At 57.8% G+C, this 21,134-nt stretch carries 17 protein-coding genes; 5 read left to right on the plus strand and 12 right to left on the minus strand.

Features of this window, described 5'->3' with window-relative positions; all coding sequences use genetic code 11:
- Nucleotides 1-3 precede the first annotated feature (3 nt).
- The 6 genes from ABIC80_RS11760 to ABIC80_RS11785 form a co-directional block, all read right to left on the minus strand.
- Nucleotides 4-1,314 carry an ABC transporter substrate-binding protein gene (locus tag ABIC80_RS11760; protein WP_288874633.1) on the minus strand — a complete coding sequence of 437 codons (1,311 nt, stop codon included), beginning with the start codon at nucleotides 1,312-1,314 and terminating at the stop codon, nucleotides 4-6.
- A complete protein-coding gene (locus ABIC80_RS11765) occupies nucleotides 1,307-2,380 on the minus strand; it encodes an ABC transporter ATP-binding protein (RefSeq protein WP_413311765.1) in 1,074 nt (357 codons plus the stop codon). Before ABIC80_RS11765 ends, ABIC80_RS11760 begins: the two co-directional genes overlap by 8 nt.
- A 4-nt stretch (nucleotides 2,381-2,384) precedes the next feature.
- Nucleotides 2,385-3,209, minus strand: a complete 825-nt coding sequence (locus tag ABIC80_RS11770; protein ID WP_429177257.1) for a phosphodiesterase — start codon at nucleotides 3,207-3,209, stop codon at nucleotides 2,385-2,387.
- An 11-nt stretch (nucleotides 3,210-3,220) separates the two neighbouring features.
- A complete protein-coding gene (locus ABIC80_RS11775) occupies nucleotides 3,221-4,108 on the minus strand; it encodes a carbohydrate ABC transporter permease (protein WP_429177260.1) in 888 nt (295 codons plus the stop codon).
- Complete coding sequence (locus tag ABIC80_RS11780; RefSeq protein WP_076768957.1) at nucleotides 4,098-4,970, minus strand: carbohydrate ABC transporter permease; 873 nt, start codon at nucleotides 4,968-4,970, stop codon at nucleotides 4,098-4,100. The genes ABIC80_RS11775 and ABIC80_RS11780 overlap by 11 nt, the downstream gene beginning before the upstream one ends.
- Nucleotides 4,971-5,219: 249 nt before the next feature.
- Nucleotides 5,220-7,364 carry a TonB-dependent siderophore receptor gene (locus ABIC80_RS11785; RefSeq protein ID WP_429177263.1) on the minus strand — a complete coding sequence of 715 codons (2,145 nt, stop codon included), beginning with the start codon at nucleotides 7,362-7,364 and terminating at the stop codon, nucleotides 5,220-5,222.
- Nucleotides 7,365-7,802: 438 nt separating this feature from the next.
- On the opposite strand from ABIC80_RS11785, the gene ABIC80_RS11790 reads away from it, so the two are divergent.
- Genes ABIC80_RS11790 through ABIC80_RS11810 form a run of 5 tightly spaced genes read left to right on the plus strand, consistent with a single transcriptional unit; the run spans nucleotide 7,803 to nucleotide 12,544 of the window.
- A complete protein-coding gene (locus ABIC80_RS11790) occupies nucleotides 7,803-8,630 on the plus strand; it encodes an ABC transporter ATP-binding protein (RefSeq protein WP_263753329.1) in 828 nt (275 codons plus the stop codon).
- Complete coding sequence (locus ABIC80_RS11795) at nucleotides 8,627-9,634, plus strand: FecCD family ABC transporter permease (protein ID WP_429177266.1); 1,008 nt, start codon at nucleotides 8,627-8,629, stop codon at nucleotides 9,632-9,634. The genes ABIC80_RS11790 and ABIC80_RS11795 overlap by 4 nt, the downstream gene beginning before the upstream one ends.
- Entirely contained in the window at nucleotides 9,631-10,683 is a 1,053-nt protein-coding gene (locus tag ABIC80_RS11800; RefSeq protein WP_429177268.1) for a FecCD family ABC transporter permease, read from the plus strand. The genes ABIC80_RS11795 and ABIC80_RS11800 overlap by 4 nt, the downstream gene beginning before the upstream one ends.
- Nucleotides 10,684-10,697: 14 nt before the next feature.
- On the plus strand, nucleotides 10,698-11,648 hold the full coding sequence (locus ABIC80_RS11805; protein ID WP_429177271.1) for an iron-siderophore ABC transporter substrate-binding protein: 951 nt from the start codon (nucleotides 10,698-10,700) through the stop codon (nucleotides 11,646-11,648).
- A 2-nt stretch (nucleotides 11,649-11,650) separates the two neighbouring features.
- Nucleotides 11,651-12,544, plus strand: coding sequence for a MurR/RpiR family transcriptional regulator (locus ABIC80_RS11810; RefSeq protein ID WP_042714521.1), 894 nt, complete (start codon nucleotides 11,651-11,653; stop codon nucleotides 12,542-12,544).
- A gap of 15 nt (nucleotides 12,545-12,559) precedes the next feature.
- Here the strand turns inward: ABIC80_RS11810 and ABIC80_RS11815 are convergent, their stop codons facing one another.
- The 6 genes from ABIC80_RS11815 to ABIC80_RS11840 form a co-directional block, all read right to left on the minus strand.
- The gene (locus ABIC80_RS11815) at nucleotides 12,560-13,186 is read right to left on the minus strand and encodes a DUF4276 family protein (RefSeq protein ID WP_429177274.1); all 627 of its coding nucleotides are present in this window, start codon (nucleotides 13,184-13,186) and stop codon (nucleotides 12,560-12,562) included.
- Nucleotides 13,187-13,200: 14 nt separating this feature from the next.
- Nucleotides 13,201-14,331 carry an AAA family ATPase gene (locus ABIC80_RS11820; protein WP_094419277.1) on the minus strand — a complete coding sequence of 377 codons (1,131 nt, stop codon included), beginning with the start codon at nucleotides 14,329-14,331 and terminating at the stop codon, nucleotides 13,201-13,203.
- Between the two features lie 179 nt (nucleotides 14,332-14,510).
- Complete coding sequence (locus tag ABIC80_RS11825) at nucleotides 14,511-15,875, minus strand: efflux transporter outer membrane subunit (protein WP_429177277.1); 1,365 nt, start codon at nucleotides 15,873-15,875, stop codon at nucleotides 14,511-14,513.
- Nucleotides 15,876-15,877: 2 nt separating this feature from the next.
- The gene (locus ABIC80_RS11830; protein WP_263753323.1) at nucleotides 15,878-18,985 is read right to left on the minus strand and encodes an efflux RND transporter permease subunit; all 3,108 of its coding nucleotides are present in this window, start codon (nucleotides 18,983-18,985) and stop codon (nucleotides 15,878-15,880) included.
- Nucleotides 18,985-20,106, minus strand: coding sequence for an efflux RND transporter periplasmic adaptor subunit (locus ABIC80_RS11835; RefSeq protein ID WP_429177280.1), 1,122 nt, complete (start codon nucleotides 20,104-20,106; stop codon nucleotides 18,985-18,987). The genes ABIC80_RS11830 and ABIC80_RS11835 overlap by 1 nt, the downstream gene beginning before the upstream one ends.
- A gap of 123 nt (nucleotides 20,107-20,229) precedes the next feature.
- Nucleotides 20,230-20,805, minus strand: coding sequence for a TetR/AcrR family transcriptional regulator (locus ABIC80_RS11840; protein WP_124970067.1), 576 nt, complete (start codon nucleotides 20,803-20,805; stop codon nucleotides 20,230-20,232).
- Nucleotides 20,806-21,134 lie beyond the last annotated feature (329 nt).

Genomic DNA, 21,134 nt, shown 5'->3' on the forward strand with positions numbered 1-21,134 from the left:
CCCTTATTTCACCGGCTGTAGCGCCGTTTTATCGACGTAGGGCTTCATCAGCGTATCCGCCTCTTTTTGTGCGGCGGCAGCCGCGGCTTCTGGTGTCACTTTCTCATCGTTCACTACCGCGGCGAGCTGGTTCTCCATCGCTTTGCGCACGGCGACGGTTTCATAAGTGGAGTACCACGGGTGCGCATACTGTAACTGCTCCAGCGCAATCGCTGCGCGGGGATCCTGCTTGAGGTAAGCCTTCATCTCCGGCGTGTCGTAGGTCGCTTTCAGCGGCGAGAAGTAGCCGGTAAAGCGGCTCCATGCGCCGTTCACCTCGGGGCTAATGAGATAGGTCATAAACGTATAAGCCGCTTTTTTCTGCGCGTCTGAGATGCCTTTAAAGCTCACCAGGCTGGCGCCGCCAATCGGCACCGCGCGCTGCAACTGGGCAGGCATCATCGCCACGCCCAGCTCAAACCCTTTGCTGTTTTCACGCATAAAGCCAAGCGCGCCGGTGCTCAGCATCGTCATCCCCACCTTGCCGGAGAAGAAGGCGGCGCTGATCTGTTTTGAGTTCAGCACGCCGGAGGGCATCACTTTCTCTTTGTAGATCAGATCCTGCCAGAAGCGCAGCGCGCCAATGGTGGTCGGCGCGTTGTAATAGACCTCGCCCGGGAAGTTCTCATTGAAGTAGTTGCCGCCGTTGGCGCGTACTAGCGAGGAGAAGATCCAGCCGCCGTAATCGTCATTGGTCGAAGGGAGCATAATGCCCCACTGGCCTTTGCTCTGATCCGTCAGCTTTTTCGCATCCTCCAGCAGCGTTTTCCAGTCCTGCGGCGGCTGCGTAATGCCCGCCTGCGCAAACAGCGTTTTGTTGTAGTAGAGGATTGGCGTCGAGTTGTGGAACGGGATGGCATAAGTCACGCCCATCACCTGCGCATTCTTCTGCATCGCCGGCCAGAAAGCGCTTTGCAGGAAATCGCCCGCTTTTTTATCGCCATATTTAAACAGCTCATCCATCGGCAGGATTTCATCTTTTAACGCCAGATCGGTGGTGAAGTTGGCGGACATAATCACCAGCGCAGGCGGCTGGCCCGCCTTCTGCGCGGACTCGGCTTTCATTTTGGTGGTGTCATAGTTGCCGGTAAAAATGCCGCGCACCTCAACCTCTTTTTGCGAGTCGTTGAAGGCTTTGATGATGCGCGTCATCTCCATCGTCAGCTTGCCGTCGACTGGTGCCGGGAACATAAAGTCGATCTTCTCCTGCGCCGCCGCAGTGGCGCTTATCGCAAGGGTTATACCGTAAGTAAGCGCTCGCATTAGCTTATGCATGGTCTCTCTCCTGGTGTAAATTACGCTGCGTATCGGCAGCAAAAAGGTGGCAATCAAACGGTGAAAAACCGACGCTGAGCGTATCCCCTTTGTTGGGAACATCGCCCCGGTGACGGCGGATGTAGCGCAGGTTGCCGATGGGCGTGGTGACATGGAGCTGGTAATCGGCGCCCATCAGTTCGCGCTGGGTGACGGTGGCAGGCAGCATCAGATGGCCTGCTTCTGGCACATCGGTGATATGTTCCGGGCGAATGCCGAGCCATACCTCATCATAATGGCGGGCGTGAGCCGGCAACGGCAGGCGCTGCTCGCCCAGTAGCACATCGCCCCCGGCGCAGGGCAGCCGTTGCAGGTTCATCGCCGGTGAGCCGATAAAGCCAGCGACAAACAGGTTCACCGGGTGCGCATAAAGCTCTTCCGGGCGGCCCACCTGCTGCACATGCCCGCCATTCATCACCACGATGCGGTCGGCCATCGACATCGCTTCGGTCTGATCGTGGGTAACGTAGATGGTGCTTATCTGTAACTGCTGGTGCATCGCCATAATGCTGTCGCGCACGTCGCTGCGCAGGCGGGCATCGAGGTTGGAGAGCGGTTCATCCATTAAAAAGAGCTTCGGGTTGCGTACGATGGCGCGCGCCATCGCCACGCGCTGACGCTGGCCGCCGGAGAGCTTCGCCGGTTTTCTCTCCAGCAGCGTATCGAGTTCCAGCATTTGCGCCACGCGCTCCAGACGCGGCTGCCAGCTTGCTCGCTCCTCATTGCGCACCTTCATGCCGAAGGTGATGTTGTCGCGCACGGAAAGATGCGGGAAGAGGGCGTAGTTCTGGAAGATCATCGCAAAGTTGCGATCGCGCGGCGAAAGGGTGGTGATCTGCTGATTATCGAGCCAGATCTCCCCGCTGCTGACGCTCTCTAAGCCGGCGATCAACCGCAGCAGTGTGCTTTTGCCGCAGCCGGAGGGCCCGACCAGCACCACAAATTCGCCGTCGGCAATCTCCAGCGAGACCGCGTTCAGCGCCGCGTTGCCCTCAAAGCTTTTACTTACCTGATTGAGTCTTAACATGGTTTTAGCGCTCATCCACCGGGCAGCTGATCTGCGGGTTGTAGAGCCACGGGCCGGGGTAGTGAGAAAGTGAATGCAGATAGCTGACCCACTGCTCGCCAATCTGGCGGTGCATCAGGCAGGCGGGCGGCGACATGTCGTAATAGGGGCGGGTATCTTCGTGGCAGTACGGCACCTGGTGCACGGTGGCGGGAATGGTGGCAATCGTCGCCTGGCGATACTGGGTCATGGTCAGGCTGTGGTTATGGCCGCAGAAGATGCGCGTCAGCGCCGGGAAACGCTCAATCAGATTCAACAGCAGGTGGCCATTTTCGCAGGCGATGCGATCCATCTGCGCATTGCCGAGCGGCAGCGGCGGGTGGTGCATAAACAGAGCGGTAGGCCGATCATTACTCTGCGTAAGCTGCGCTTCCAGCCAGTTCAGCGTCTCCGGCGTTAGCCAGCCTTTTGACTCCCCGGCGAGGCTGGAGTCAATAAACAGCAGACGGGTGGGGAACTCATCAATCGCGTAACGCATATTGTGCGGATCGCTGCCCAGCTGCGGGCAGAGCGGGTGCATATACTCAAGAAAGTGCGCTTTGTCGTCGTGATTGCCGGGAATAATAAACAGCGGGTAATCGAGGCTGCCGAGCACCTGGCGCGCCACGCGGTACTCTTCAGGCTGGCCGCAGTTGACGATATCGCCGCTGATGACCACCGCATCCGGGCGCTCGCGCAGGGCGTTTAGCTGGCACACCACATCGGCGTTACCGGCATTGACGTCAATAAACCCGTACAGCTTCTGATGCTGGCTGCGAAAGTGGGTGTCGGAAATTTGCGCTAAAAACATCACTGCACTCCTTATTTAATGCCGGAGAAGCCAAAGCTTCGAAGAAACTGTTTCTGGAACGCGATAAAGGCGACCATCAGCGGCAGGCAGACCATCAGCGTGCCGGCGCTGATCACCCCCCACTGCCCGCCGGACTCCGCGCCCATGGCGAAGGAGACCAGCCCGACCGTCAGCACCTGCTTATCGGGATCGTTGAGCATCATTAGCGGCCATAAATACTCGTTCCAGTGATAGGTAATGCTGACGGTGGCGAAGGCGAGCAGCGACGGCCACGACATGGGCAACATCACGCGGAACAACACCTGCCACCAGCGGCAGCCCTCCATCAGCGCCGCCTCTTCGATCTCTTTCGGGATAGCGAGAAAGGCCTGGCGCATCAGGAACACGCCAAACGCCGAAGTGAAGTAGGGCATCATCACGCCGGTTAAGGTGTTGAGCAGGCCGAAGGTTTTCAGCGTCAGCATATTGGGGATCATCATCACCACCGGCATGATCATCAGCTGCACCAGAAAGAGGACGAACAGCGTCTGCTTGCCGCGAAACTCATGGCAGGCGAAGACATACCCGGCGGTCGTAATGGTAAAAAGCTGCACGAAGAAGGTGCCGAAGGCGAAAATCAGCGTGTTGCCATAGAGGCTCAGCCAGTCGGCGCTTTGCCACGCCTCGCGGAAGTTATCCAGCGTCAGCGGGAAGCGCGGCAGAATTGAGGCCATCTCTTCGCCGAAGGTGGTGGTGCTGAAAGCGGACGACAGCATCCAGATAAACGGGCTGACCCACAGCAGCGCCAGGCAGCTCATCAGCAGCGCGAGGGTAAACGAACGGGAGTGACGTAGACGCAGCCAGCGCGGGCGGGCTACGGCAGCCGTCGAATTGAGGGCAGGCGAGATCTCAACGCTCATAGTGCGCTCCTCTTTCCAGTAATTTCAGGTTAACCAGCGAAAAGATGAACAGGCCGACCAGCGTTAAAAAGGTGGCCGCCGACGCTTTACCGAGATCGTGCGTCTCCCAGGCGAGATTCTGGATGTAGTAGAGCAGCACGGTGGTGGCGTTGTCCGGCCCGCCGTGGGTCATCACCGCAACGTGATCGATCTGCGTTACGGAGTAGATTAACGCCGTGGTGAGCACAAAGCTCAGGGTCGGGCGCAGCAGCGGCAGCGTGACCTTGAAGAAAACCTGGGTTGGCGTTGCGCCCTCCATCACCGCCGCTTCGCGCGTGGAAGCGGGAATGCCCTGCAAGCCGGCGAGAAAGAAGAGCATGTAGTAGCCAGCAAATTTCCATACGCCAATCAGCGCCAGCGCAAACAGCGCGCTGTTGCTGCGACCGAGCCAGTTGTTATTCATCGGGCCAAAAAGGGTGGCCAGGTAGTGATCGAGCATGCCGAGGCCGGGCATAAAGATAAACAGCCACAGCGCGGCGGCGCTGACCATCGGGATAATCATCGGGAAGAAAAAAGCGGTGCGCAGCCAGCGGTTGACGCGGTGGTTTTCCCACAGCGCGACGGCCAGCAGCAGCGCCAGTGTGACCCCCGGGATCACCGTCAGCAGGATATAGAGCAGGTTATTGAGCAGCGATTGCCAGAAGACGCTGTCTTCCAGCAGGCGCGTAAAGTTAGCCGCGCCGACAAAGGGCGGGTTGTCGCTCGCCATGCGCGTATCGAACAGGCTGTCGTAGACCGAGCGCAGCAGGGGAAAGTAGGTGAACAGCGCCAGGAAGAGCAGCGACGGCGAGAGGATAAGCCAGGGAAGCCAGTACTTTTTCATAGTTGCCTGAAAAAAACGTCACGGGTTTCGAAAGCGGGCATTGTGTGAAACCAATGCTGCAAAAGCATGGCGTGCAGGTGACTGTTTAATGAAGCGGAGGGATGGGGAAGGTGCCGGGTGGCGGCTGCGCCTTACCCGGCCTACGAAAAGCGAGGCTTACACGTAGGCCGATAAGCGCAGCGATGATGGTTTTGTAGGCCCGATAAGCGAAGCGCCATCGGGCAATGCAGAAGGGTTACCGGTTAAACCTTAAAAATCCATCTTCACCGTGAACTGCACTTCACGCGGATCGCCAATCTGGTTACCCAAATTATTGGTGCCCATCGATGAGGTGTAATAGGTCTTATCAAACAGGTTTTTCAGGTTCAGTTGCAGCGTCACCGGGTAGCGCAGCTGCATTTTGTAAGCGGCAAAGGCGTCCGCGACGACATAGCCCGGCAGGTAATAATCCGCGCCGTTGGTGGCCGAGCGGCGGCTGACGCCGTGCCCGCCGCCGCCAAGGGTCAGCGTATTACCGGCATAAACATTGTGAATATCATAGGTCAGGAACAGCGAACCGGTGTGACGCGGCACGTTCGGCAGCGGTTTACCAGCGTAGTCCGGATCTTCCAGCACTTTCGCTGCGGTATAGCTGTAGCTGGCAATCACATTCATATTCGGCGTCAGCGCACCTGCCAGATCCATCTCAACACCCTGGGAGCGCACGCGCCCGGCGGTTTTCGCTACCGTCTCATCGCCGATGATTTCGTTATACAGCACGTTGCGTTTGTGAATATCAAACGCCGTGATATTGGCGGTAACACCGTCGAACAGGTCAAATTTGGCACCCACTTCATAGGAAGTCGATGTTTCTGGCGGCAGGTCGCCGATATAGCTGGCGATTGACGACTGCGGCATAAAGGCTTTCGCCACGTTACCGAACAGCGAGATCGACGGCGTGAGTTTATAAACGAGGCCAAATTTTGGCGTCCACTGCTCATCGCTACTGTCGGTGTTGACCTTAAACGGACGCCCTTTGCCCGCATACTGGGTGTAATACTGGTAGCGCATCCCGGCGACGGCGATCCAGTTGTCCGTCAGATAGAGCGCATCCTGCGCATACGCCGAGTAGCTCTCTTGCTGGATGCGCTGATCGCTGTCAGAGGCCGAGACGGTTGTGCACTTGCTGGCACGACCGTAGCTCGGGTTGTAGATGTTGAAATCCTTCACGTTTTTACAGCGGATCATATCGGTGCGCAGCAGATCGTAATTTTCATACGCGACGCCGGTAAGGATCTCGTTATAAAAGCCGCCGAGGGTTACGTTGCCCTGCAGATCGGCGCGCGTGGTGTGCATGCGCTGGGTCGATCCCTGCGTGGCATCCACCCGGCGCGTCAGCCCACCGGTTGCGGCGTTATAGGCCATCACCCGCGACTGGTTATCGCTGTATTTATCCTGGCTGAAACCATACTCCAGCTTTCCGGTCCACTGGCTGTTAAAGCGGTATTCAGCGTTGAGCTGCGCGATGTCAGATTCACCGTCAGTAATATTAAACGGCTCATCAAAGCGGGTTTTACGGTCGACATTGACCGGCTGTTTGGTCGCAAGATCGAAGATCGTGCCGCGATCGAACGGCATCTGATAATCACGATGGGAGTAAAGCACGTTGATCGTCGCGTTATCGCCAAACCAGCTCAGCGAAGGGGCGATAAAGGTGCTTTTCTGCTTGCCGAAATTACGCCAGTAATCTTCGTTCTGGTATTCGCCGATCAGGCGCCAGGCCAGCCGCGTGCCTTCGATCGGGCCGGTAACGTCAAACTCACCGGTGCCGCCGCCAAAACTGCTGGAGGTGGCGGAAACAGAGCCGCCAAAAGTGGTTTCCGGGCGTTTGGTCACCACGTTGATAAGCCCGCCGGGATCGAGAATGCCATACAGCGTTGAAGCCGGGCCTTTCAGCACTTCCACCCGTGAGACATCGGCGTTAAAACTGCGCGGCACCACGGTGCGCAGGCCGTTGGTCATCACCGATCCGTCGCGGTTGGCACCAAAACCGCGGCGCACAAACGCATCCTGCGTGCCGCCGAGCGTGTTGGTCTGCACAACGTTACTGACGTTATAGAGCGCTTCATCAAGCGTGGTGGCGTGTTGATCTTCCAGCACCTGGTCGCTAACGGTATTCACCACTTGCGGAATATCCAGCAGCGGCATCGAGGTCAGGGTGGCGGTGGAGGAGTTAAGCGGCTGATACCCGGAGGTGGCCGGTTTATCGGCGGCGGCATCTGCCACCACCGTTACGGTGTCGCCCTCTTTGTTATCTGCTGCGTGCGTGAGCGGTGAAACGAGCGCACCTAAAATCAGCGCAGAGAGGCGCGTGCGCCCTTTTTGCCCGAAATAACAACCTGTTAAATCTGCCATGTCTTCTTCTTTCCCGAAGCGTGCCTGCGTTACCGGCAGGCGTGAACGTTTTTTTATGGTTATTGCTGATGGATAAAGCGCGATCCGTTAACCGTAGTGTGCGGCTTCGGATTTGTAATTGATAATCATTCAAACATGAGCTTACGTAGTAGTAAACGAAAAACAGGAGAGATTCACTACAGAAAAATAAGGGTCAAAGAAGGGCAGATAGCGCGGTAGGTTTAGTTAATTAACTTATTAAAAATAAATAAGTTAATGGTTAAGTCCGGTTTGCAGATAAGCACCGATCATCTGCCTGAGTGGGTAAGTGCATTAGCTGATTAGGATACTTGACTACTACAGCGGCAAACTGCAAAATTTCAAAAGAGAATGAGATTTATTTTTATTTGATGCTAACGCACGCGCGGGTAGCCACGCTGTTGCGGCGCAGGAGTCAACATGCCACAACACGTGGAACAACCTGAAAGCGGGCAAGGTATCGTGCTCGACCGCCTGTCGGCGGGTTATCACAAGCAGATAATTGTCGATGAGATCAGCCTCACCATTCCCCTCGGCAAAATGAGTGTGCTGGTGGGCGCAAACGGCTCCGGGAAATCCACCCTGCTTAGCACCATTGCCCGCATGCTGAAACCGCTGGGCGGCAGCGTGCTGCTGGATGGCAAAGCGATTCACCAGCAGCCGACAAAAACTGTTTCCCGCCAGTTGGGCATCCTGCCGCAGTCGCCGGTCGTGCCGGAAGGGCTGACGGTGTTTGAGCTGGTCGCGCGCGGGCGTTTTCCCTGGCAGAGCTTTATGCGCCAGTGGTCGCAAGAGGATGAAAACGCGGTACAGCAGGCGCTGGAAATGACCGGCACCGCCGGGTTTGCCCATCAACCTGTAGACAGCCTCTCCGGCGGTCAGCGGCAGCGCTGCTGGATTGCGATGGCGCTGGCGCAGCAAACGCCGGTGATCCTGCTTGATGAACCAACCACCTTCCTCGATCTTCGCTATCAGGTGGAGATCCTCGAACTGCTGCACACCTTAACCCGCGATCATGGGCGCACGGTGATTGTGGTGCTGCACGATCTTAACTTCGCGGTGAATTACGCCGACACGCTGATCTTCCTCAAGCAGGGGCGTTTGCAGGGGGTGATCAACGAAGGCGAGGCCTGCACGCCGGAGCTGATCAAACGCGTGTTTGATGTCGAGGTGCAGATGTCAGTTAACCCATTGACCGGCAAACCCTTCTTTATGCCCTTTCGCAAACCGGGTGGTAGCGGCGCATGAGCGTTCGTCACTCTGCCCGCGGGAGTATCGCCGCGCTTGGCCTGCTGGCATTAGTGATAATGGCGGCCATTGCCCACCTTGGCCTCGGCGCGCGCTACATCGCCCCGCCGACGGTGGTAGAGGCGCTGATCGCCTTTGATCTGCACAATTTCGATCACCGGGTGATCGTCAGCCTGCGCTTGCTGCGCCTCGTCGCCGCGCTCTTTACCGGCGGCGCGCTGGGCGTGGCCGGAGCACTTTTGCAGTCGGTTATTCGCAACCCGCTGGGCGAGCCGCACATCCTCGGGTTGAATGCCGGTGCCGCGCTGGCGGTGGTGGCAACTGCCGCGCTTGGCATCACGGTGGGCGATGTCGCCATCAGCCGACCGCTGATTGCCGCCACTGGCGCGGCGATCCTATTTTCCCTGGTAATGCTGCTCTGTTCGGCCGGGCGCGCTGGCTTCACGCCGATGAAGGTGACGCTCTGCGGCGTGGCGCTGTCGGCCTTTGCCTCGTCAATCACCGCCGCGATCCTGATCCTTGATGAGCAGACCCTGCTGAGCATGCGCACCTGGCTGGCGGGCGATCTTGCCGGGCTGAGCTGGGGGCAGATCACCCCTGCGGCGATGGCTGCCACCGCTGGCTTGGCGCTGGCGATTGGGCTGGCACCGGCACTGAATATGCTGGCGCTCGGCGATACGCTGGCGCGCGGCCTTGGTGTTTCGCTGACGCGAATTCGCCTGCTCTCTTTATTCGCCATTGCGCTGCTGTGCGGCGCGGCGGTGGCCATTGCCGGGCCGGTCGGGTTTGTCGGGCTGGTGGTGCCGCATATGGTGCGCCGCCTGGCGGGGAGCGATCTGCGCGTGGTGATCCCACTCTCGGCGCTCGGCGGCGCGGCGCTGTTGCTGCTGGCGGATATCGCCGCGCGAACGCTGCTGTCGCCGCAGGAGCTGGCGACCGGGGTGATGACTGCGCTGGTCGGCGCGCCGCTGTTTATGCTGCTGGCGGCGAGGTTCTTCAAATGAGCCACCAACTGCATCGCGCCGGGCTGCGTGCGCTTCGGATCGGCGGCTTCTCCCGCCTGCTCCGCCCGCGCGCGCTGCTGTGGCTGAGCGGCCTGCTGCTGCTGGCGCTGGGGCTGCTACTGTTCGGCGTTTCGCGCGGATCGCTGCCCGTGCCGACATCAAGCCTGGCGCGGGCGCTGTTTATGCCACAGATGCTCAGCGGCGAGCAGCACTATGTGGTGTGGGATCTGCGCCTGCCGCGGCTCTGCATGGCGCTGCTCTGCGGAGCGATGCTCGGCATGGCGGGCGCGGCGATGCAATCTATGACGCGCAACGGGCTGGCGGATCCGGGCTTAATTGGCGTGAAAGAGGGAGCCAGCGTTGCGGTGTTAACGCTGGTGTTCAGCTTTCCGGCGGTGAGCATTATCTGGCGCCCGCTGGCGGGAATGGCGGGCGGCTTGCTTGCCGCAGGCCTGGTGATCGCGCTGGCGCGGGATGTCTCCCGACCGCGCTTTGTGCTGCTGGGTATTGGCCTCTCCTGGACTTTCGCCGCCGGTATCGGCCTCTTTATGACCACCGCTGACGTGCGCGACGTACAGACCGCGATGCTGTGGCTGGCGGGCAGTTTACAGGCCGCCAGCTGGCCGCTGCTCGGCGTGGCGCTCTGCTGGGCGCTGCCTGCGGCGCTTATTTTGCTGCTCACCGCCCGGGCGGCGGATGTCGCGCAGCTTGGCAATCAGGCGGCAACGGGTCTCGGCGTGCGGCTGATGCTGCTTAACGGCTTACGCGTGTTCGCGCCGGTGTTGCTGACCGCCGCCAGCGTCTCTTGCGTCGGCAGCCTCGGCTTTGTCGGGCTGATTGCCCCGCATATGGCGCGCTTTCTGCTGCGCGGCGGTGAGCGCGCGCTGCTCTGGGGCAGCGCAGTGCTCGGTGGGTTGCTGGTGCTCGCCGCCGATACGATTGGGCGGCTGGCGTTTGCGCCGCTGCAACTTCCCGCCGGGATTGTGATTGCGCTGGTGGGCGGCCCCTTTTTCCTGCTGTTGCTCTGGCAGCGGCGCGATCGCTTATAACCTTAAGGAGTTCTATGCGCTTTCTCTTCTCCCTGCTGCTGCTGGCCGGTTTCGCCGCCGCTGCCGCAGAACCTGTGCAGAGTTTCACCGACGATTTAGGGCGCGTGGTCAAGGTGCTGCAGCACCCGAAACGCATTGTCTCGCTGCACGATCTCGATATCACCATTCCGCTGATTGAGCTTGGCGTACCGCCGGTCGCCAGCCACGGGCGCACGCAGGCGGATGGGCGCCACGTGTTACGCTCCGGCGCACTGTTAACCGGCGTCGACTTTGATAACTCTGACATCCGCTTTATTGGCTCCGCCGATATCGATATGGAAGCGGTTGCTGCGGCGAAGCCCGATTTGATCATTACCGAGCCCAGCCGTAATACGCCGGTAGAGCAACTGGAGAAGATCGCCCCAACCGTGAGCATTGATCATCTGCAGGGCGGCGCGCCGGAGATCTACCGCAAGCTGGCGCAGCTGACCGGCACGCAGGCGCGGCTGGCGATCCTGATGCGGCGCTATCAGGAGCAGATTGCGGCGCTGAAAAAGACCATTGATACCCGCAAGATAACGGTGTCGGTTATCCAGGCCAACAACGGCAAAATCAATGTGTTACACAGCTATCATTCGCTGGGCCGCGTGCTGCGGGATGCCGGTTTTCGCTTCCCGCCGCTTATCGACAGCATCCCTGAAGGCGGGCGGATTGATGTCAGCGCCGAGCGGCTACCGGAGCTGGATGCGGACTTTGTCTTTGCAACATGGCGCGGCGATACCGGCGGCACGCGGCAGGATGAGATGGCCGCCATGAACGCGGTGATGCCCGGCTGGTGCGATTTCCTCACCGCCTGTCACAACGGGCGCTATGTACTGATTTCTAGGGAAGAGGCAATCTCAAACTCCTTTGCCTCGTTAAGCCTGATGGTGGCGCAGGTGCAGTCGCAGATTGCCGGGCGACCGCTGCCGCAACAAGGGAAATGAACATGCAGAACGCAAAGCGGGCCAGAAGCCGCGTTGATGTCTACGGCGAGCGTTTTCGCGCGCGGGTGCAGACGCTGTCACCGCGTTTGCAGGCGGTGGCGCGTTATATCCACGATCATCGCGAAGCGGTGCTCGAGCAGACGGCGATGGAGATTGCTGCCGCCACCCACACCTCTGACGCCACCGTCGTGCGGGCGATTCAGGCGCTGGGCTTTGCCGGGTTGCGCGATCTGAAGCAGACGCTGGAGCAGTGGTTTGGCCCGGCGGCGTCGTCAGCTGAGAAGATGAGCACCACGGTGAATGCGCTCGCCTGCGACGTCAATTCCGGTATCGATTTTGTCCTCGAAGGGCATCAGCACACCTGCGAGGTGCTCTCCGCGCCCGCCAACCGTTACGCTATTGCGCAGGCGGTGGCACTGCTGGTCGACGCCCGCCAGGTGGCGATTTTCGGCATTGGCGCATCGGGGATCCTGGCGGAGTACAGCGCACGGCTTTTCAACCGCATCGGCTTGCCCGCTATTGAACTTAACCGCACCGGCATCGCCCTTTCCGAGCAGCTGATTGGGTTACAGCGCGGCGATGTGCTGGTGATGATGGCGCAAAAATCGGCGCACCGCGAAGGGCTTACCACCCTGAAAGAGGCGCGGCGGCTCGGCATTCCGGTGATCCTGCTGACCAACGCCGTCGACTCGCGCTTCAGCCAGCAAGCGGATGTGGTGATCCATGTCCCGCGCGGCGGCGAGAAGGGCAAAATCCCGTTGCACGGCACGGTGTTGCTCTGCCTGGAGATGATTGTCCTGTCGGTGGCGTCAGCCAATTCGCAGCGGGCGATTAAAACGGTGAAACGCATCAATGAGTTTCACCGGGGTTTAAAGCCGGGCGGTAAAAAGGGGTGAGGGAGGCGGGCACTATCAAATACGCCATGATTCCAGTTTATCTAACCACTGATTAAAACCAGGACATTGTCTGCGAATAACATCGATGCCAATTTCTTCCGCAATGATCGGGCCATGTTCCGTTTTACTGTAAGTTCCTTGCGGAAAAGTTTTGAGGATACGCTTTGATGGGGCGGTTGAGGGATGGTTGTTAATCTTCTCCGGATTAGAGAACTGCATGCGAATTGCGCTGAGAGCCTGTCGTGTTTCGTTGCTCCAGCCATCCAGAACATATTCAAATTTCTCAATATCGGAAAAGAGCAACGCTTCAAACTCATGAAGCTGCACATAGGGCGATACGAAGTGAGAGTTGATATTTTTTCCCCTGGCGATTAGCCCGGCGAGGATATCCTTTTCAAGTTGAGCTGCTGTGCGCCCATTGGCATCTTGAAAACCATAGAAGTCAACAAAAGTCGTAATACGGTCTGCTTCATGATACTGATGACGCATAAAGTCGACCAGACGCTCAACCGTTACCCTACCGCCCCGATGCCGTCCTGAAGGTGCCTGAATAATGGAGGGATAGATGGAATAATTTTCTGTATACAGATAGGGGGCGACGCAGGATTTAATAAACTCAACTTCCGTTTGCCCTTCACACACAACGCATACCCGCCTCACGGTGCTACTCCTACAGGCGTTTTGAGCCAAATTTCAGAAAGCAAATATTCATCATCCAGCCACTGCTGATATTTTTCCCGTGGCAAGTTGCGTAAAGAGGTGGCTCCTCCTTCAGCGTTGGCGACAATAATATTTTCCAGCTCGAAGCAGTCCACCATATAAGGCGATTGTGTCGCGATAAAGAGTTGCCGGGTCTTAGCAACCCGTTTCATCATTTCAGCGACCAGGGTAATGGCATGTGGATGAAGACCCAGTTCGGGTTCATCGAAAAACATAATATCCGGCAAGCGATCATCTGGCATGCTTAATAACGTCAACAGACAAAATAAACGCAGAGAACCATCGGAAGTCAGGTGTGCTCCAAAAACCTTGTCACTAAATTTGCTCTTCCAGCGAAGCAAGACTTTTCCTCCCGCCGGCTCCAGCATGAAATCGTCCAGCGTTGGAAAAACACGTTGAATTTGTCGCACGATGAGTTTGTAACGAGCGTTGTCATTTTCGTGTAGGTCCCACAATACTGCCGCCAGATTGCCACCATCAGAGCGCAAACGCGCTGAATCTGAGATATCCCAACGCTGGTGTATAGATGCCTTAGAAGAGGTATCGTGGAATTGATATGTAGAACATTGTCGTAGTAACTGACAAATCGTCTTCGCTGTTTTGTTGTCTTTATCAGGCAGCGCAGATTCTCTGCCAATTTCCGTTAGATTACTCCATCTCGCTTCACCCTTTTTCTGAGCATCTGAGTAACGATATCCTTCACGAGTAATCATTACCGTATCGCCAGCTGAAAGATGTGCCATCTCGAAGGCATAATCATTAAAACCTTTCTCTGTCCGCAGGCGAATTTCCGCCTGAATTTTTGGCGTGGCGCGTGATCCCATATAAAACTGATCGTCGCCGCCCCCCTGGAGGAGCACAAATTCCTGCAATTTTTGTGAGCGCAGCATCCAACTGAGCATCTCAAAAAAACGGATAAACCCAGATTTACCTACACCGTTTGCGCCAATCAGCACGGTCAGTTGGGGAAGTTCGAGTTTTTCAATATGTTTTAGACTACGAAAACCTTTTATTGAAACTTCAGCGATACTACCTTGAAGACGCTTTTTACTGGTTTGGTTGTTCATCTTGCTTATCCATGCCAGAAAGGAAGCTGACTGGCTATTACAGGCTAATTGTCGGGAGTTGTCACACTCTATCAAAGCGTTGCTACGACTACACCTTCCTTTTTAGGTTATGTACCATCAGCGCGAAGCTGTGCAGACATCGCTTCGCCGCAGATTCGACGACACACTAAGCTGCAAGATCAACTGACGCCGCCGCCGAGGGATTGCCAGAGCGTGATGCGGTTTTGCAGGTCGGTTTGTTGCAGTGAAATCAGCGACTCCTGCGCCGACCAGAGCGAGCGCTGGGCTGTCAGAACCGAGAGATAATCGCCGGTTCCCGCCTTGTACTGGCGCTGGGCGATATCCAGCGCTTTTTGCTCGGCTGCGACATATTCACGCTGAGCATCCAACTGCTCGGTGAGCGTTTCACGGCGCGCCAGCGCATCGGCAACATCTTTAAACGCGCTCTGAATCGTCTTCTCATAGGTGGCAATCAGCCCCTTTTTCTCCGCTTCGGCGTAGCGCAATTGCGCCATATTTTTCCCGCCGGTAAAGAGCGGCAGCGTGATGGACGGCGCAAATGACCACACCTTCATGCCATGGCTGAAGAGGGACGAAAGTGAGCTGCTGCCAACACCCGCGCTGGCGGTGAGTGAAATGGTCGGGAAGAAGTTCGCCCGCGCGGCACCGATATTGGCATTCGCGCTCTTCAGATTATGCTCCGCTTCCTGAATATCGGGGCGGCGCAGCAGCACGGAGGAGGAGACGCCCGCCGGGGTCAGTGTAATGCTGTTATCCCCCATGCTCTCCAGCGTGCCCGGCAACAGCGATTCCGGCACCGTCTCGCCCGCCAGCAGATTAAGCGCGTTTTTATCCTGCATCACTTGCGTCTGATAGCTGGCAACGCTGGCGCGCGCCTGCTGAAATACCGCCATCGCTTGCGCGGTATCCCCTGCGGCCGCGACGCCGATCGTCTGCCTGCGTTTGGCAATGTTCAGCGAATTTTGCGCGCTCTCCATCGTCTGCCTGGCGAGGGCAAGGTTGCTGTTATCTGCCGCCAGCGTCACCCAGGCGGTAGTGATTTCCCCCACCAGGCTCAGCCGGGTATTTTGCGCGGTATATTCACTGGCAAGCCAGGTTTCGCGCTCGGCGCGGGCGAGGCTCTGATTGCGGCCAAAGAGATCGAGTTCAAAGCTGGAGACCGCACCGTCGGCTTCCGCGCTGCTGGTTAATCCGCCCGCCACGGTGCGGCTACGGGTGTTGCTCAATTCGGCATTGACCGTCGGGAAGAGCGCGGCGCGATCTTCAGCATAAAGCGCGCGCGCCGCGTCGATATCGGCAATCGCTTTTTGGACATCGCGGTTTTGCGTCAGCGCATTGCTGACCACCTGTTTGAGGCGACCATCATTCACAATCTGCTGCCACTCTGTGGCGACGGCCTGCGCCTGGCCGCTGCTGCCCGGCAAGGTTGCCGGAACCGGAGCCTGCGGGCGCTGATAAGTCGGATCGAGGGAGACACAGCCAGCGCTCAGCAGGGCAAGAAACAGAACACTTATACGCAACATAGTTACTCCTGACGCGCACGTTTACCGGTGACGAGTTTTTTCACCAGCACAAAGAAAAGGGGAACAAAGAAAATCGCCAGCAGTGTTGCCGTCAGCGTACCGCCGATAATGCCGGTACCGATGGCGATGCGGCTGTTGGCTCCGGCCCCGGTGGCAATCGCCAGCGGCGCAACCCCGGCTATAAACGCCAGCGAGGTCATCATGATTGGGCGCAGGCGGGTACGCGCAGCGCGCAGGGCCGCGCGGGAGAGCGACTGCCCCTCCTGCACCGCAGCTTCAGCGAATTCAACAATCAATATGGCGTTTTTCGACGACAAGCCGATGGTGGTGAGCAGCGCGACCTGGAAGTAAACATCGTTGCTTAGCCCGCGCATCCATGCCGCCAGCGCCGCCCCGAGCAGGCCGAGCGGGATGACTAAAATCACCGAGATTGGCACCGACCAGCTTTCATACAGCGCCGCGAGGCACAAGAACACCACCATGATCGAAATGGCATACAGGCTCATCGCCTGGCCGCTGGCGAGTTTCTCCTGCAATGACAGGCCGCTCCACGCCCAGGTGGTACCCGCGGGCAGATTATCGGCGAGGTGTTCCATTTCGGTCATTGCCGCGCCGGAGCTAAAGCCGCTGGCATTTTCGCCCTGAATCTCATACGCCGCTGAACCGTTGTAACGCACCAGGCTCTCCGGCCCGTACTCCCAGCGGGTGGTGGCAAAGGCTGAAAACGGCGTCATGCTGTTATCACTGCCGCGCACATACCATTTTTGCAGGTCGGAAGGGGACGCGCGGAAGTCACTATCGCCCTGGATATAGACCTTTTTCACCCGGCCGCGATCGGTAAAATCATTGACGTAGGTGCCGCCCCAGGCGCTGGAGAGCGTATCGCTCACATCGCTCAGGGAGAGCCCCAGCGCCACTGCTTTGTTGCTGTCGATATCGACCTGCAACTGCGGCATCTGCGGCAGATCGTTGGCACGAACCGCCTGCAACTCAGCACGCTGATTGGCATTGGCCAGCAACTGGTTACGCAGCGTGAGGAGCCGATCGCGATCGGTGCTGCCGCTGGCAAGCAGCTCAAAGGTGAAACCGTTGCTCTGGCCGAGGCCATCAACCGACGGTGGCGTCATCGCAAAAATGGTGGCGTCGCGGATGGTGGCTAACTGCTGGCTGGCGCGCTGGGCAATCGCCTGGGCGGTGTTCTGCGCACCGTCGCGTTCAGACCAGTTTTTCAACGAGACGAAGGCCATCCCTGCGTTCTGCCCGCTGCCGCTGAAACTAAAACCGGTAACGGTAAAAATGGCATCGGTATTGGCTTTTTCATTGTTGAGGAACCACTCCGTGACCTTTTTCGCCACCGCATCGGTACGGGTTGCCGTGGCACCGGCGGGCAGGGTGAACTGCACCATAATCGAGCCCTGATCCTCCGTCGGCAGGAAACTGCCCGGCAAGCGCCACATCACCAGCGCCATCGCGCCACACAGCACGGCATAGATTCCCAGCACGGATAGCGCGCGGCGCAGCACCCGCAATACGCCGTGCTGATATTTCTGTTCCGTGTTGTTGTAAAAGCGGTTAAAGGCGCCGAAGAAGCCCTTTTTATGGGGCGCGCTATGTTTTAACACCGCGCCGCACAGCGCCGGTGTCAGCGTCAGCGCGACCACCACCGAGAGCACCATCGCTGAAATAATGGTGACGGAGAACTGCCGGTAAATGACCCCGGTCGAGCCGCCAAAGAAGGCCATTGGCAGAAATACGGCAGACAACACCAGCGCGATGGCCACCAGCGCGCCGGAGATTTCGCCCATCGATTTCTCCGTCGCTTCACGGGCAGGCAAACCTTCGTCGCGCATAATGCGCTCGACGTTTTCCACCACCACAATCGCATCATCGACCAAAAGCCCTATCGCCAGCACCATGGCAAACAGCGTTAAGGTATTGATGGAGTAACCAAACAGCGCCAGCACGCCGAAGGTGCCGAGCAGCACCACCGGCACCGCCAGTGCCGGGATCAGCGTTGCGCGGATGTTTTGCAAAAACAGGTACATGACGCAGACCACCAGAATGATGGCTTCGATTAACGTCTTCACCACATCTTCAATAGAGATCTTAATAAAATCGGTGCTGTCTTTCGGGTAGGCCACGTCGTAGCCCTGCGGCATGTTGTTGCGGTACTCATTAATCTTGTTCTTGACCAGCGTGGCGGTGTCCAGCGCATTCGCACCGGGTGCCAGCATCACCGCCAGACCTGCCGCCGGGTGGCCGTTCAGCTTTGCCTGGGCGCTGTAGTCTTCGCTGCCCATCTCGACGCGCGCCACATCCTTAACGCGCACCACGGCACCATCGGTTTGGCTTTTGACAATGATGTCGCGAAACTGTGCCACGGTTTGCAGGCGCGACTGGGCGCGCACGGTGGCGGTTAACTGCTGTTTATCGGACGCGGGCAGGGCGCCGATTTTTCCGGCGGAGACCTGGATGTTCTGCGCTTCGATGGCCGATTGCACATCAGACGGCATCAGCGAGAAGGATTTGAGCTTGTCTGCATCCAGCCAGATACGCATCGCGTATTCACCGCCGAAGACTTGCAGGCTGCCGACACCGTTTACGCGCGCCAGCGAATCCTGCATGTTGCTCACCAGCCAGTCGGCAATATCGGAGCTGCTGGCGCGGTCGGTCTTATCGTACAACCCCATGATCAACAAGAAGTTGCTTTGGGATTTTACTACCGTGACGCCCGATTGCGTGACTTCCGTTGGCAGGCGCGACTCTGCCTGCTGGACTTTATTCTGCACCTGAACCTGCGCGGTATCCGGGTCAGTGCCCTGCTCAAACGTGACGGTGATGGTCGCCTGGCCGTCGGAGCTGCTGGTGGAGGTGAAGTAGAGCAGGTTATCCAGCCCGGTGAGCTGTTGTTCAATCACCTGGGTGACGCTGTTTTCCAGCGTCTGCGCCGATGCGCCGGTATAGGTGGCGGTGATTTTGACAGCCGGTGGGGCGACATCCGGGTACTGGGCAACGGGCAGTGAGCGGATCGCCAGAATACCGGCCATCATGATAAGAATGGCGATAACCCAGGCAAAGACCGGGCGGCGGACAAAAAAGCGCGAGAACATCAGGCTTTCCCTCCTTCAGTCTCTTGCACCTGCACCGCGTTCACCGTTGCGCCAGCACTCACTTTGTCGCTGCCTTCCACAATGAGCTTATCGCCGCTGGCGAGGCCTTTTACCACCAGCCATTTGTCGCCGTAAGTGTCACCGGTTTCAACCGTGCGCTGCTCCACTTTGTTCTGCGCATTCACTACCAGCGCGACGGCATTGCCTTTTGCATCGCGCGTGATTCCCTGCTGCGGTGCGAGAATGGCATCAGCCATTACCCCTTCATCGACGCGCGCGCGGACAAACATTCCCGGTAATAGCTGGTGCTGCGGGTTCGGGAAGATGGCGCGTAACGTAACGGATCCGGTGGACTCATCAACGGCGACTTCCGTCAGCGCCAGGCGCCCTTTTTCGCTGTAGGTGCTGCCATCTTCAAGCGTTAACGTCACCCCCAGCGTATTGCTGTCGCTGGTGAGCGCTTGCTTGCGCAGGCGCAGCAGATCGACGCTGGATCGCGTCAGATCAACATACATGCTCTCCAGCCCGCGAATCGTGGCGAGTGCCGTGGTTTGCTCAGCCGTAACCAGCGCGCCGGGCGTGACGGAGGAGATGCCGATGCGTCCGCCAATCGGTGCGCTAATGGTGGTCCAGTTGAGATTGATGCGCGCACTCTCCAGCGCGGCTTTTTTCGACGCCACGCTGGCTTTGTCCTGCGCGCAGGTGGATTGCGCATCATCCGCATCCTGGCGCGAAACACCATCCTCTTTTACCAGTTGCGCATAGCGTGTGGCTTTCTGGCAGTCGGAAACGACCAGCGCCTGCGCCTGTTTCAGTGCCGCACTGGCTTCATCAAAGGCGGCGCGATAGCTGGAAGGGTCGATCTGGTAAAGCGCCTGCCCGGCCTTTACCGTATCGCCCTCCGTAAAGAGCCGTTTTTGAATGATGCCACCCACCTGCGGGCGAACCTCTGCCGACTGCGCGGCGGATATGCGCCCGGTAAGCTGACTGGTAACCTCCAGCGGCTGGCTTTTTAAGGTGACAATCCCTACTTGCTGGGGCGGGCGTTGTGCAGGTGGCGTGGCGTTATCGCAACCGACAAGGGCGATCGCGGCCAACAGGGTTGTTTTTATTAACTTCATTTCAGTTTTCCTGGCATGAGCGAAGCCTGCCCGTTTTGATTAACAGGAGTGTGGAGCAGGCGAGTAAACAGGTTATTCCGGCGGCGCCAGAAATAGCGCCGCCGCTTTTTCATCTACGGCTTCTTATTTCTTCGCAAATAACATCGCGGTAATTTCCTGATAGAGCTGCTGTAATTGTGCCGGGTCGCATTTTTGCGGCGTAAGGCGGCGAAATGTGCTGCCTTCCATTAACACTGCCAGTAATTCCACGCAGCACCGTATGCGCTCTTGCGAAAGGTGAGGGTGGCTGTTGTGCAAGTGCTGGCAGGCGGTGTTAAACATGCGGGCATCGGCTTCAATCATCATCGCCTGCACCTGCGGGTTGCGCGTCGCTTCAGCGGACATCTCCAGCATTAACGCATCGTCATCCGGGCTAAGCGTGTGCCGCCAGGCCAGCATTTCCGGCAGATGCGTGGTCTCGGCTTTGCTCTCCATTTCGGCGATGCGGTAGTCGATAATGCGGCAAATCATCTCTTCAATAATGGCGTCTTTATTGATGAAGTAGCGGTAAATCTGACCGACGCTCAGCTGCGCTTCGAGGGCGATTTGCGACATGCTGGCGGCATGAAAGCCACTGATGCGAAAACGCCGCCGGGCAGCCGCAATGATCTCGTCTTTACGCTGCTGATGGCGTTGCTCCTGTAGTGCTTTTTGCGACATCGAGACCCCCGGTTAAATAGGATGAGAATGAACATTCTCATTACGCAGTACATTAATTGAAATTATGTTTTTTGGGTAAATATTTTATTTATAAATAGGTCCGTTTTACGAAATTTCATAATGTGGAGAAATAAAGAAAAAATAAGCAGGAAAGATTGAGGGATATATTAGCGTGAAAGTGCGGAGCCAATGTGATGGCAATGTGAGAGGTTGAAAAGAGATAAAAATGACCCTGGCAGAGTGATATTGCCCTCTATAAAGGAGGCACTCCTATTTGCCGTTATAGGCCGACAGGGTGAGCAGTTCTTGCCCATGATGCCCGCTACGCC

Origin of the sequence: Kosakonia sp. 1610, assembly GCF_050435845.1 — a bacterium.
GTDB classification, from domain to species: Bacteria; Pseudomonadota; Gammaproteobacteria; order Enterobacterales; family Enterobacteriaceae; genus Kosakonia; species Kosakonia cowanii.